This is a genomic window from Paenibacillus sp. PAMC 26794 (assembly GCF_000316035.1).
In the GTDB taxonomy this organism is placed as follows: Bacteria; Bacillota; Bacilli; order Paenibacillales; family Paenibacillaceae; genus Paenibacillus.
The window spans coordinates 139,610-152,951 of sequence record NZ_ANHX01000071.1; the positions used below are offsets into that span (position 1 = coordinate 139,610).

At 45.2% G+C, this 13,342-nt stretch carries 10 protein-coding genes; 1 reads left to right on the forward strand and 9 read right to left on the reverse strand.

Going from position 1 to position 13,342, the window contains the following annotated elements; genetic code table 11:
* Positions 1-35: 35 nt before the first annotated feature.
* The 4 genes from D829_RS0122905 to D829_RS0122925 all read right to left on the reverse strand — a co-directional run bounded on the left by D829_RS0122905 (position 36) and on the right by D829_RS0122925 (position 5,489).
* Entirely contained in the window at positions 36-986 is a 951-nt protein-coding gene (locus D829_RS0122905; protein ID WP_017691252.1) for an ROK family glucokinase, read from the reverse strand.
* Between the two features lie 444 nt (positions 987-1,430).
* Complete coding sequence (locus D829_RS0122915; RefSeq protein WP_193748500.1) at positions 1,431-2,501, reverse strand: AI-2E family transporter; 1,071 nt, start codon at positions 2,499-2,501, stop codon at positions 1,431-1,433.
* Positions 2,502-2,624: 123 nt separating this feature from the next.
* Positions 2,625-3,584 carry a thioredoxin-disulfide reductase gene (gene trxB / locus D829_RS0122920; RefSeq protein ID WP_017691255.1) on the reverse strand — a complete coding sequence of 320 codons (960 nt, stop codon included), beginning with the start codon at positions 3,582-3,584 and terminating at the stop codon, positions 2,625-2,627.
* Positions 3,585-3,755: 171 nt separating this feature from the next.
* Complete coding sequence (locus D829_RS0122925; protein WP_017691256.1) at positions 3,756-5,489, reverse strand: tetratricopeptide repeat protein; 1,734 nt, start codon at positions 5,487-5,489, stop codon at positions 3,756-3,758.
* Positions 5,490-5,943: 454 nt separating this feature from the next.
* On the opposite strand from D829_RS0122925, the gene D829_RS0122930 reads away from it, so the two are divergent.
* On the forward strand, positions 5,944-6,393 hold the full coding sequence (locus tag D829_RS0122930) for a hypothetical protein (RefSeq protein ID WP_017691257.1): 450 nt from the start codon (positions 5,944-5,946) through the stop codon (positions 6,391-6,393).
* A gap of 146 nt (positions 6,394-6,539) precedes the next feature.
* Here the strand turns inward: D829_RS0122930 and D829_RS0122935 are convergent, their stop codons facing one another.
* The 5 genes from D829_RS0122935 to D829_RS0122955 all read right to left on the reverse strand — a co-directional run bounded on the left by D829_RS0122935 (position 6,540) and on the right by D829_RS0122955 (position 13,130).
* Positions 6,540-8,291 carry a hypothetical protein gene (locus D829_RS0122935; protein WP_017691258.1) on the reverse strand — a complete coding sequence of 584 codons (1,752 nt, stop codon included), beginning with the start codon at positions 8,289-8,291 and terminating at the stop codon, positions 6,540-6,542.
* Between the two features lie 255 nt (positions 8,292-8,546).
* On the reverse strand, positions 8,547-9,497 hold the full coding sequence (locus D829_RS0122940; RefSeq protein WP_017691259.1) for a TIM barrel protein: 951 nt from the start codon (positions 9,495-9,497) through the stop codon (positions 8,547-8,549).
* Positions 9,498-9,560: 63 nt separating this feature from the next.
* Positions 9,561-10,433, reverse strand: coding sequence for a carbohydrate ABC transporter permease (locus tag D829_RS0122945; protein WP_017691260.1), 873 nt, complete (start codon positions 10,431-10,433; stop codon positions 9,561-9,563).
* A gap of 72 nt (positions 10,434-10,505) precedes the next feature.
* The gene (locus D829_RS0122950) at positions 10,506-11,405 is read right to left on the reverse strand and encodes an ABC transporter permease subunit (RefSeq protein ID WP_017691261.1); all 900 of its coding nucleotides are present in this window, start codon (positions 11,403-11,405) and stop codon (positions 10,506-10,508) included.
* A gap of 120 nt (positions 11,406-11,525) precedes the next feature.
* Positions 11,526-13,130, reverse strand: a complete 1,605-nt coding sequence (locus tag D829_RS0122955; protein ID WP_017691262.1) for an extracellular solute-binding protein — start codon at positions 13,128-13,130, stop codon at positions 11,526-11,528.
* Positions 13,131-13,342 lie beyond the last annotated feature (212 nt).

A 13,342-nucleotide genomic window follows, 5' to 3' on the forward strand; every position in this document is an offset into this window, starting at 1 on the left:
TCATATTGCTGTCTTCATATATTGTTACGAGGGTACTAGGAGCGCAAGAGAAGACCTGCTGCACCCACAATACCTGCATTATTACCAAGTGTAGCTTCCAGAATCTGAACCCCATCTTGCAACGGTTCTGGCGTCAGCTTAGCAAACACAGTACGGATTTCATCAAACAAGAAATTGCCTGCTTTGGATACGCCGCCACCGATGATGAACATCTCCGGGTTAATGACAGCTGCTACAGTAGCCATGGACTTGCCCAGGTAAAAGGCCGCACGATTCACAATGCGCTGTGCCACTTCATCGCCTGCCTTGGCAGCATCAAATACTTCTTTGGCTGCAATCTTGTCGACGAGTGCCAGTGACGTATGATCACCACGTTCTACTGCATCCTTCGCCATACGGATAATTCCTGTTGCAGACGATACTGTTTCTACACATCCCATTTTACCACAACCGCACTTGATGGCTTCCAGATCAGGTACAACACTGATATGACCCAGTTCTCCCGCCATACCGGAGAAACCCTGATAAATGTTACCATTCAAGATCAAGCCTCCGCCAACGCCTGTACCGAGTGTATAACATACGCAATTGTCTACGCCTTTACCGGCGCCTGCCCATACTTCACCCAGTGCAGCCACGTTTGCATCGTTATCTATTTTGATCGGCTTGCCCAGACGTTCTTCCAGAATCGAACGAATGGCCACATTCCGAAATCCAATGTTAGGGGCATGAACGATAATTCCCTCGCGTACATTCGTGAAACCGGCCACTCCAGCACCCACACCCTCAAGCTGTTCCCAACTGTAAGGTGATTCGGCTACGATATGTCGGACATACTTCTCGATGTTGGCGATGACCGTGTCTACGCCCTTATCCACTTCAGTCGGTCCTTCATACGTATGCATTAGCTGACCTTGTTCATCGCATATACCGACCTTGATTGCTGTTCCGCCGAGATCGACCCCAACGTAGATTTTCTCAGACATGCTGCAAGCCACCTTTATCTATCTAAAATAGTTTAAGTCCTACGTACCAACTATAATTGAAGGATACGCCTGGGTCAAGACGATAGGACCTTGCATACATCATGCTTCAGCAGGGTTGTGAACCACATCACATAGCATTTTTGAATACGTATACATCCTCAATACCTTCATTTATAAACGCACGCTTAATTCCTTCCTCCATAACAGAGGAAGCCTCAACTCATGATATTACATCTTCACTCGTTCCATTCATAAAAGATCAACATCGTCCCCTCATATAGGTGACTCGTCTTATGCACCCCACCACCTGCCATTCTCATGCAGAAAGTATCTAATGGCGGTATTGCCAACAAAAAAAGAGCCTTCCATCCACAGGAAGGCCCCCTTACTTTTATAAAAATCTGAAGTTGTAGAATGGGGTCAAGCTCAGTTGATTTTCTTACGTTATAACTTCGTTTCCACACGTACCGGCTCTTCTGTCTTCTCCATCTTGTTCACATCCAGAATATCGAGCAGGAAGACAAAGATCGGAATACCAATGATCAGTCCCCAGATCCCCAGGAAGTGTTGCGACAGAATTAGTACGATAAAGGTGTAGAACATTGGCAATTTTGTCTTGTGTGCCATCAGTTTTGGATTCAGGAAGTACGTCTCCAAAGCATGAATAACAATAATCATAATGATCACAATAATGCTTAATTTCAGTCCACCCATCTGATACCCAATCAGACAGAGCGGTACAAGTGAGATGATAACCCCCGCAACGGGAACCAGACTGAGCATGAACACCAGAATGGTCAGAGCGAACAGATACGGGAAACCCAGAATCCATAAGCCCAGTATCGTCAGCACCGTATTAAACACCGCAATAAGAAGCTGTGCCTCAATGACTTTACCAAAAGAAGACACGAATTTGTCTCCCAGATAAGCAACTTCATTGTAGAACCATCCAATTTTACTTGTTTTGAACTTGGACGTGAACTTGGATATCTCCTGCTTCTGCAACAAGAAGAACAGACTCAGAATGATGACGAGCAGAATAAACTCCAGCCATTTGCTCAAAGCGAAAATATATTTCAATGCATCATTAGTGTAATTTTTGATATCGAAGGATTGAAGATAACCCGCAATTTTGGATGCAAAATTATCACCGTCTGCACTATCCAGAAATTTCATAATCTCATTCGTCAACTGAACGACCTGATCCACGATCCGTGGTGAATATCTGGAAATGCCAAGCACAATTACTGCAATTACAATCATATAGAGCAGGATGACCACAACTTTATAATTGATTGGAAACAACCGATTCAAACCACCTGTAATGAAATGCTGCAACCTGTTCATGACATACGTCACCAGGAACAACAGCAGAATCATGTGTAACATACTCCCCATACTGAACAAAATTAAACAGAACAAGAGCAGAATCAAAAACCGTCTCACTGTCGCATTCCGTAACCAATCTTTTATCATTTCCCCCAAAATCTTCACCTCACCGCTAATATGCCCCATATGTATACGAACTCATGCCCACTGTAGTTTCAAAAAAAGAGAAGCCTTCCGGCTTCTCTCACATCATGAGACTTTCCGTTGTCTCTTATTCCTAGCATATGCCCAACCACACGCACGTAATGCTTACTTATCCAACGTTTCGCTCCAGTCATGGACAATGCTTCCTTCAAGGAACTTCTCGCAATCCATCGCTGCCATACATCCTGATCCGGCTGCCGTGATGGCTTGACGATACTTCGTATCCTGAACATCACCACAGGCAAATACACCTGGAATATTGGTCTCCGTTGTTCCCGGTTTAACCACAACATATCCATGTTCGTCCGTCGTAATCGCATTCCCCAGGAATCCGGTATTCGGTGTGTGACCAATGGCAATGAATACGCCATCCGCTTCAAGCAACTCTTCCTGCCCCGTCTCGTTGTTGCGCACCTTCAGCCCTTTAACGCCCAGTGCTTCAGGCACCACCTCAAGTGGAGTACGGTTCAGTGCCCACTTCACCTTCTCATTACTACGAACCCGATCCTGCATAATCTTCGATGCACGCAATTCATCCCTGCGGTGAACCAGTGTGACATCCGTTGCAAAACGAGTCAGGAAACTCGCTTCTTCCATCGCGGAGTCTCCACCGCCCACGACCACGATTTTTTTGCCTCGGAAGAAGAAGCCGTCACATGTCGCGCATGTACTTACACCACGTCCCACATTTTCCTGCTCACCCGGAATACCGAGATAACGAGCGGAAGCACCTGTGGAGATAATGATCGATTCAGCTTCCAGTTCACCGATTCCTCCAACTTTGACCTTGAAGGGCGGTTTGCTGAAATCAACCTCTTCCACCCAACCGTTTTTGAATTCCGCTCCAAAACGTTCAGCTTGCTTACGCATGTTGTCCATCAGTTCCGGACCCATGATACCTTGCGGGAAACCGGGGAAATTCTCAACTTCCGTTGTCGTCGTCAATTGACCACCCGGCTGAAGACCTTCGATAACCAGTGGTTTCAGATTAGCACGAGCCAGATATATCGCTGCTGTCAGACCCGCAGGTCCCGTTCCGATCACAATCGTTCTGTATTTAGACATATAGATACAGCCTCCTTAATTAAGGTGAGAATGTGTTGTACTAGCGATGAACTTGCCAAGATGATATCCTACAGGCGTTTACGAGGCCCATTCGTTAAGTTTACCCGTTTTCCCGGTTGTTGTATCCTTCACCTGATGATGTCTTTCTGAAAACGAGTTAAAGCGAACTTTCTATACAAGTGGTGGCTTGCTGTTACAAACCGAATGAATCTGTTTAGCATACTTGCTAACCGTTGATGCCGATATCCCATACCGCTCAGCAATGCTTTGATAGGTAACGGGCCGACTGTGATTCTTCGCTGCCAAATATTCAAGTCCTGCAGCCCAACCCTCAATCTGCTTCGTACCCGGAACCTCCGGATGTACCCGGGATACATAATCCGTCCAGAGCCGTTCCATCTCTTGCTGCAACTCAGCCTTTGCTTCAGACATCTGTAACGCACGATCAACAACAGCCTGCCAATGGGAGGTTGAACCAGTGTCCGATTGCTCTGATGAAGATTGAACCTTCCCAATAGACTTTAAGGCTACAGGAGAAAAGGGTCGAACCACCTGAGAATTCCGATCCTCATGTTCAGCCGATTTCAATCCGTTCAGTACAGTTTGTGCTGCCTCAAGCAGATCCTGTTCTTCTCCTGGCTCTTCGATAAAAGATTGCAGAGCCTGCTGCACCTCATAGTCACCGATCATCCCAAGCGCATGAATAACTTGTAGCTTGGTTGCCCGATCACCATGACGCAATGCCCAAAAGAAAGATGAGCGAATCAGTGGATCATTCTTCATTTCTTCAGGTATGCCACTACCATAGTTCTCCCACTGTCTGAACTGCTCATCAAATGGCAGATGATAGTGATAGCTCAGCTTCTCTGGCTCTTGCTCGCCTTGTCTTACAGCCTCAAGACCTGACAGATAATACCGGGATACTTCGGAACCCGGATCAAGCTTGGACACATGATGCCATAGACGCTCAGCAGCATCATAACGTTCTGTATTATAAGCCGCCACCGCTGCATAGTGAGCAAGTGCCGGATCAGCAGCTGTCTCTTCGTCCTTGAGCAAACGCCGGAAGTGAACATAAGCCGTATCGTGTTGGCCCAGAATTCCCATCGTTGTCGCCAGTTTGTAGACTTGTTCGTGCTGGAATGGCACGATGACCCGCAATTTTTTGATCAGAAGCAGCACTTGATCAGCCCGGTTCTCATTTTGATGGAAAATGGCCAGATTACAGAGTGCATGCAGATTACCTGGTTCCTGTTCAAGCACTTCGGCAATAGTCTCTTTTGCTTTGGGAAACAGACCCATATAATAGTAGGCGAGTGCCAGATTGTTACGGGCAGCCAAGTAATCAGGATAATCAGAAGACATGCCTTCGAGCAATTCAGCAGCCTGTGCAAATTTTCCTTCTTCCAGCAGTTCCCGTGCCTGATCGTGCTCCACTACACCTTTGCGTGATTTGATTCGATTCAGTTTGGTCGGACGATCCAGCTCATAATACAGAAGCTCCATCATCTCTTCGGCTTCCGTCATAAACTGACCTTGGGTGTCCTCCTCCAGATAGGTAACAAGTGCTTGCTCGGCTTCCTCAAACCGATCCATATTTGCATAATTGTTCGCCATATAAAAATAACATTCCGTCATCGACGGATCTACCACTTCCAGCACGTTAGCCAGAATGGCATTGGAGGCTTCGTAATCCCCCTTCTCCGATAATATACCCGCCATATTACAATGATTTACCGGATTTTCCGGTTCGTATTCAACAGCTTTGCGAAAATATTTTAATGCCTTGTCGACATGATTACGGTCCAGCGAGCGGACAGCTCTTTCAAAGAAGAAAGAAGCATCCAAGTGAATCGGTATAATATTGGCAAGGTGTCCCTCAGCCCGCACTAGCTTGCCCTTCATCTTCCAAGGCACCTCCTCTTTGCATTTCATTCATACTCTTCAGTATACCACATCTTAAGGCCCACTTCTCAATATGTAGTTTCATGTCGTTTATGAAAAAAATGCAAAAGAAGGTGATATTCCATTTTGCGGAAACCTATCACCTTGGAGCGTTGTTTATTCAAAGGAAACCCGCCTCTGCCTAGAGACTCCTACACTCACTTGGCACAGGCTCTCTTTGGAGTATTGCATTAGTCCATTCTTGTCGGTTACGCAGCGTCTAACTGGATTCGGTCCGGTTATGATAAAGATAAGTATACTTTTATGGTATTATTATCCTTATTGTCCTTTTGAGTGATTTATCTCCATTAAAAATCAAACAACGTATATTAGCTCTGTCCGTCAGCCTCTTTTTCGCGTATGTAATTATAAAAATAAAGACCCATCATTATTATTTTAAGGAGATGTTATATTGATGATCTCGAAGATAAAACCAATTGTTTTCATGTTAATCTGCTTGTTTGCTTTGAATGGATGTTCAAAAGATATAGAAAACATAGAAAATAAGTTCACATTAGATAATGTACTGAGAGCGCTCGAGTCTCAAGAACTGGATTTAGTGTCCTTTGGTATAACCGGGTATCCTTTGAAATTAAATGATGTTGTACCTGAGGTGTACTCCGTTGAAGTGCCCGTGGAAGAAGAACCATATAGCCCTGAATTTATACATTTTTATATTTTCAAATCGGAAAAGGATCGCATTAACGGGACAAAAGATTTCAACAAGCACATGGAAAGCGCCCATTTTACAACATTCCCTTTTCTATATGAAAAAGGAAATGTTCTTATCGTTTACTGGAGCAAAACCAAAGATACTCCTCTGTTCACTAAACCAATCGAAACCGCGTTAGAGCAACTGAAATGATAATAGTTCATACATTACTGGACTGAGCTCGACAGTGGGAATATCATTTTAGAACGTTAATTGCAGTCATTCGTCATTTGTAAAAAAAGAAGACCGAGCATTTGGGCTCGGTCTTCTAACTGTTATGGCTTAAATATCTAATAAACCTAGATCTTCGACGCCATCGAAGGAGAAAGTGAAATTTGAATGGTTTTATCAAACGGTGTCATGAAATTGACCAGCACAACCTTACACTTGTCCGGCAGTTTTGCCTCACGTACCGTTGCAGCCAGATGCCCCAGCTCGCCCCCGGTAATCTCCAGCCAGTCTTCTCCGCAGGTATAGCGTAATGTACCGCCTTTCCACAAGTAGTGACCCTCACTCGTTTCAATTGCGTCCTCACAGGTCAGTTCACCTTCGCTTCCGAATACAAAGGACAACTGCATCATAATGTCCTCCGGTTCCTGTCCAGATAGATGCATATTCCATCCGTTTTCAGTTGGCTGTAATTCTACTCCTACACGGAAGGTCTGCTCATGAGTAAGCTGACGACTCTGATGAGGCAACAAGTACCATGGACTGATGGCTGATGCAGCCGATTCTGGCAGCATGTTCGCAGGGATTGGGCCGTAGTAACCTTTTTTCTGCTCACCAGTTAGTCGATACCCTTCGGGCAGTCTCGTCATTTGCTGCATAGGTACATACCCTGGATTAAAGTAAGAGGCCAGTTGCACAGCCAGCAGGCGCACCTTGCCATGACGAAGCGCGAAGAAAGAAGGAACTTCTGTCATCACAGTCACACTTGTAGCACCATCCCGAATTCGGGCTACCGGAGCACCAAAATCCGTATGCATCCGACTGTGAGAGATACGTCCGTGATGCCCTACTGAGTCCATCTGCTCCAGATAATCTCCTCGTACAAAATGTTCATTCAGCATGACCTCATACTGTTCCGGTAATGCATCACGTGTATCATTCGTCTGCTGAAGCTCCGGCTCAAGCATTAATCGAATGAGCGTATTCACCGAACATACTCCCGGATCGGTCAATGTATCTCCAGCCCAGGCTGCCATACCTGCTAAGAGTGGATCACCATCCAGGCGGGCCAAAATGGCATAAGGCAGATAATAAGGTGACAGATCATGAACACTGCCCAGATCTTGTCGCCCTGAATAATCCGTAACAATTTCACCCGTTGGATGGACCAGATACACCATCATGCGGAGATTGAGCCTCACTGGTTCCAGCAGTTCAGGACGATTGAGCAGGCGCGCAGCATGAATTAACATGATGTCGCTAACTGCGCTGTATATCCCGTTGCTCCGTTCTGTCCACTCCCCATCGGGTGTAATATCCATGCCTTCATCCATCCACTGCTCTGCGCGCTGCACAGCTTCCTCCAGATCAAATATTTCATGCAGGAAACCAAGCGCCGCGCATAGCACCCAGCGATGATTGGGCGTATGACAACCTCCTGTAAGCATGGTTGGGATTGTCCGTTCCAGAAACAGCCTCATATTGTTCAATACAGGTTGAAGCGGCTCCCATTCTTGCTGCTGAAGAAGCTGATACAACTGTGAATACCCTACAACGACAAATGCAGTATCCGGAGGGGAATGGTAATTGGTCCAGCCAGGCGATATTGAACCGTCTTCATGCTGGAAGCGGAGTACAAATTCCGTAGCTAACAGCAGTCGATTTAACAACGACTCATCCCGGTAATAGATAGAGTCCGGATTGGAGAGCGCAGCTCCCCAGTAACACATATCCGTGGGCGTTCCAGTCGTATGGTTGACCCAGGCAACACCTGTGAAGGGATCAATTGTCCCTCCATAGTAACGGCTTTCCGGGTCAAGCATCTGCCGGGATATGCCTTTTTCTACCGCTCTATCATTACTGTCCACCAGTTGTTTGTACATGTGCAGTCCCCTCCATACCAATGCATTCTCCCGATGTGCGAAGTATGTTGCTTCAGCGCCTTCAATTCAGACCGGAAGCTTAATCATACCGCCCGTAGGTGAGTTCATTTTTCTCGTCAGTATATATCATATTTCTACCAAAGTCGCTAGAAAATCTGTGCTTGTTTTACTACATATTCATGGGTCTCCGTCACTGAGGAAACAGTCGTTAAACACATGCTGTGAACATGCAATCTGTTTCCCACATCACCGCGCCTACTCTGCCACTCCAAGCTTCTTCATAAGCAAGTCATGACTCTCATGGATCTCTTCTGCCTTACAGGCAGACTTCAACTCATACACCTTCACCTGTGCGCGGCGAATCATCGGCAGATAGGCATCATAGAAGTTCATATCCTTACTGTGTACATACGGGCACCAGTGATCAGAGAGACCCAGCGTCTCGTGAATATGAACACCTACGATATCATTCATTAGTCCCTGCATTTCTCCCACACTATCGTATAGACCCAATCGGTCCATCATAATAGCGTGACCTGTGTCGTACCAGATACCGACAGGAGCCCCTTTAAGAGCCGTGATAATGGTCTTGGCTTCTGCCAGCGTAGGAATCTGTTGGGGTCTGGACCTGGTCTCTATTCCAAAACGGACATTCAGTCCTTTCGCTACTGCTCGATTGCAGACTTCATCCAGACTGACAATGATCTTCTGAACATATCCTGCGCTGAGAGCCTGACGGCGTTCCATTAACTCTTCCCATTTGCTACGATATTTCGGAGAATCTGTCCCTTCCTCTCTATAAAGCTTCTCCAGATCCTTGCTGATATCATGAGGGAAAGGCACCTCTCCCGGATGTACGACTACCGCTTCTCCACCATAACGATGAGCATACTCTGCCGATTCAACAAGCAACTCTATAGCGCGCTGACGTTTAACTTCATCCTCGAAGCCGAGCAGGACAGAATCCGTACCATAATCCGGGTCTGGATCATGTGGAAAAGTGTTATGAACACTCGAAACACCTATTTCTCCGCGCTCAATCATCGGCTCAATGGTCTCGAGCATTTCCTTCGTCACATTATAGTTGAGTTCAACCCGTCGAAAGCCAAGTTCTGCGATTTCCTGAATCATGTCTTTCCCTACGGTATGTTTCCTAATATTCCAGCAAGTCGAAAATGAATATTCTCCCTTGTCTTTTGCCTGCATATATAATGCTTCTCCTTCCTGCGGGTATAAACTCAAAATGTTTTTTTCAAGGTGATCCAGTGATTAACCTTTTACTGCACCCAGCATTGCACCGCTCACAAAATATTTTTGAAGCCATGGATATACAAGCAGAATAGGTACGGTTGCGAAAACAACGGTTGCCGCCTTGAGACTTTCTGGAGTTAAACGTGTCCGGCTTGCTCCCTCCATCAACGTCAGCTCACTCACCATGTTGTTCTGTACCATTTGGTACATCTTGAGCTGAAGCGGGTAGAGCTTCGGATCAGTGATGTACATCAATGAATCCTGAAAGCCATTCCAGCGTCCAACTGCGTAGAAGAGAGCCAAGGTAGCCAGCACAGGCATGGATAACGGCAGAATGACTTTGAAGAGAGTGTGAACATGTGAACTTCCATCAATCTCAGCCGCTTCCTCCAGACTGTTCGGAATACCTCTAAAGAAGGCAATCAAGATAATCAGGTTAAAGGGACTTACCAGACCCGGCAGAATAAGCGCCCAGACGGAATTCAGCATATTCAAGTCACGAATCAGCAGATATTCAGGAATGATTCCGCCACTGAAAAACATCGTAATGATGATGACATACATGAAGAGCTTTCGACCCTTCAGTTTTTTCTTGGTTAACGGATACGCAGCAGCGATGGTGAATAGCATACAAAGCACTGTCGTTGCTACCGTAAGAAGCGTTGTAAATCCCAGAGAATAGATCATAGATTGATCAGAGAATACCTGACCGTAAGCATCCCAATTGAATTCTTTCGGGAATATGGTCACTTCACCCGATGTAATCGCCCGGTTCGAGCTAAGCGATATGGCAATTGTGTGCATAAACGGAGTCAAACAGAATATAACAAACATAGATATAAAGGAGATATTAACAATATCAAAAATCCGGTTCGAGGTGCGTTCACTCATCTGCGCACAGCTCCTTTACTGATGGTCTATACATACAAGCCGTATGGCGTATCTTTCATTTTTTCGTATCAGCTACAGAATTCCTTCGCCGGTTGTTTTCTTCGAGATATAGTTAGAACCGAGAACAAAAATGAGTCCAACTACAGCTTGGAACAAACCAACAACGGTTGCCAGGGTATACTGTCCTGATTGGAGACCGATTCTGTATACAAAGGTACTAAGTACATCGGAGTATTCCCGCACAGCCGTGTTACCGATAATGTACGGACGATCAAAACCGATGCTGACCATATTTCCGAGATTAAGAATAAGCAAAGTTACAATGGTTGGTTTGATACTTGGCAATGTAATATGCCAAATTCTCTTTAGACGAGAGGCGCCATCAATCTCTGCCGCTTCAAATAACTCCTTGTTAACTGCGGTTAGTGCAGCCAAATATAAGATGGTTCCCCATCCTGCACTTTGCCAAACACCTGTGAACAGGTACGTAACAAGCCAAGGACCTTTCTCTGTCAAGAAGGGTATCGAATTTAAGCCCATGCTCTGTAGTACACCATTGACCATACCGGATTGATTACCGAACAATTGGTATACAATCCCCCCGATGATAACCCAAGAGATAAAGTGAGGAACATATAGAATGGTCTGCGATATTTTTTTGAACCATTTAAATCGAACCTCATAGAGCATAATAGCCAAAATGATTGGAGCAGGGAACGAAACGAGCAGATCAAGAAAATTCAGCATAAAGGTATTACGTAATGTGGTGTAGAACTCATCCATCGCGAATACTTCGCGAAAAGCATCGAAACCAATCCATTTACTACCGCTGATGCCTTGAAAGAGGTTGAAATCCTTAAAGGCGATCTGCACACCGTACATCGGTCCATAACGGAAGATTAAAAAGTAGATCAGAGGCAGGGAAATCAGCGCGTATAATTGCCAATACCTTTTCAAGTATGTGATGGTCAAGTCAGTTTCCTCCTATCAACGAAGAAACGTTTGTGCCGCCAAACGACGGCACCCGTTCCTTTCTAAGTTCAAGCAAAATAGTATGGGTTTCTATTTATTAGCTTGGAGCAAGGCTTCGGTTTATTTAGCGCCCATTTCCTGTACGGCTTGTTCCAGTTCTTTCTTCAATTCTGTACCGCCCAAGGACATAAAATCAGCCATTTCTTTATCAAACACTGCATCGAAATCTGCTGGTTTTGCCATAGCTGTTTTCACAATGATGACATCGAGTTTGTCTTTGAGTGCTGTACTGTATTTCATCTCTGCTTCAATTGGTTTATCAAAAATAATTGGTCCTACGGTATCCGTATTTGCAATAGTAAGAGATTGTTTCAACATTTCCTGATTGTTTGTCGGGAAGCCCAGAATCCATGCTTTTTCGTTGGTTGCTTCATCCCCGATATTTTTACCGTTTGAGATAATTGCTGTATCCCCTGAAGTAAACAGGCGATCCATCGCTTCTTGCGTTGCATCTTCTTTCACGACAGGAATGCCGTCTACCAATTCATAGTTCTCGCCTTCCACACCGCTGTAGATATCAATCAGGTTATTGCCGGATGCCATCCAGTCCAGATACTTAACGGCTTCCACAGAACGTTCACTGCTTTTCGGAATCATGATATACATACCATTTGTTCCATAACGGGACTTAATGTGTTTGTTGTCTGCATTCGGATTTGTATAAACATCAACCGGCAGAACGTTGCTGTCTTTTACGTTTTTGTGCAGGTTATCCATTGTTCCTTCTCCATAGAACATGGCATCGACGTCTTCAGACCAGTAACCGATGTTACCATTGGAAACGTCCTTCCCTAGCTGTGTTTTATCTTTATCCAAACTGAAGTCTTTGCTGATTAAACCCTCATTGTAGAGCTTGTTCAGGAACTTCATAGAATCCTTAAAGCCCTCATGAAGCGGTAATTCATAGCGTTGACCGTATGTCAGATCACCACTAACTGGTTTTATGAACGAATAGATCAATGTTTCGAAGTTAGCTGGTGCAAGCGCCATACCCATTGGGATGTTTTTACTTCCCAATTGACCAGGATCTTTTTCTTTAAACGCTTTCAAAGTTGTGTACAATTCATCTGTTGTCTTAGGCACAGGCAGTCCCAACTTATCGAGCCAATCTTGACGAATGTAGGAACTGTAACGTCCTGTGATGGCACGTTTACCCGGAATAGCAAACTGTTTTCCATCAACTTGCCCGAACTTTAATGTATCTTCGCCCAGAAACTTCTTCAGATTCGGTCCATGCTGATTAATCAGTTCACCGACATCTGCCAATCCACCTTGCTGAGCATAACGGTAAAACACGCTGGAGTCATAAACAAAGACAATATCAGGGACATCTGTATTACTAGCCATCAGAACGTTAAGCTTGGTTACTTCCTCGGAACGCTGAACAGGTACAAACTGTACATCGATGTTGTTAGGATCACCGAACTTTTCCTGAATCATTTTAGATATGAAGTTGTTCGTAATCGTGTGCGGTGAAGGACTGTTACCACGGTCGAAGATTTCAACCTTTAATGTAACGCGTTTACCATCGCTAGATGCTCCGCCTTCTGTTGATTTTGAATCTGATGCAGATGAGCACCCCGCAAGAAGTGAAACGCCCATTACCATCGTGAGCGCCAAACCCATCCATTTCTTCAAACTCCCCTTGGTTGCATTTCTTGTCATATTGTCATCCCCTTTGTCTTTGCGTGAATGTTTGAAGCCTGATACGAGTATTCCACATCTATGCGAGCACTGACAACAAACTCCTTTCGGTAGCGCTTACATACGAGTTTTGGTTTATCCCCTACGCGCATTTTCACATACCGATTTCTCCCCCAAACCCTTGCTGCCACTGGATTTCTCAGCAATATCGTTCCCCAAAATTCAAGTGGTTA

Excerpts from the sequence above, each read along its gene's own strand:
- D829_RS0122905 (WP_017691252.1), bottom strand. The coding sequence starts at position 986 with ATGTCTGAGAAAATCTACGTTGGGGTCGATCTCGGCGGAACAGCAATC.
- D829_RS0122915 (WP_193748500.1), bottom strand. The coding sequence starts at position 2,501 with ATGGGGCATATTAGCGGTGAGGTGAAGATTTTGGGGGAAATGATAAAA.
- trxB (WP_017691255.1), bottom strand. The coding sequence starts at position 3,584 with ATGTCTAAATACAGAACGATTGTGATCGGAACGGGACCTGCGGGTCTG.
- D829_RS0122925 (WP_017691256.1), bottom strand. The coding sequence starts at position 5,489 with ATGAAGGGCAAGCTAGTGCGGGCTGAGGGACACCTTGCCAATATTATA.
- D829_RS0122930 (WP_017691257.1), top strand. The coding sequence starts at position 5,944 with ATGATCTCGAAGATAAAACCAATTGTTTTCATGTTAATCTGCTTGTTT.
- D829_RS0122935 (WP_017691258.1), bottom strand. The coding sequence starts at position 8,291 with ATGTACAAACAACTGGTGGACAGTAATGATAGAGCGGTAGAAAAAGGC.
- D829_RS0122940 (WP_017691259.1), bottom strand. The coding sequence starts at position 9,497 with ATGCAGGCAAAAGACAAGGGAGAATATTCATTTTCGACTTGCTGGAAT.
- D829_RS0122945 (WP_017691260.1), bottom strand. The coding sequence starts at position 10,433 with ATGAGTGAACGCACCTCGAACCGGATTTTTGATATTGTTAATATCTCC.
- D829_RS0122955 (WP_017691262.1), bottom strand. The coding sequence starts at position 13,130 with ATGACAAGAAATGCAACCAAGGGGAGTTTGAAGAAATGGATGGGTTTG.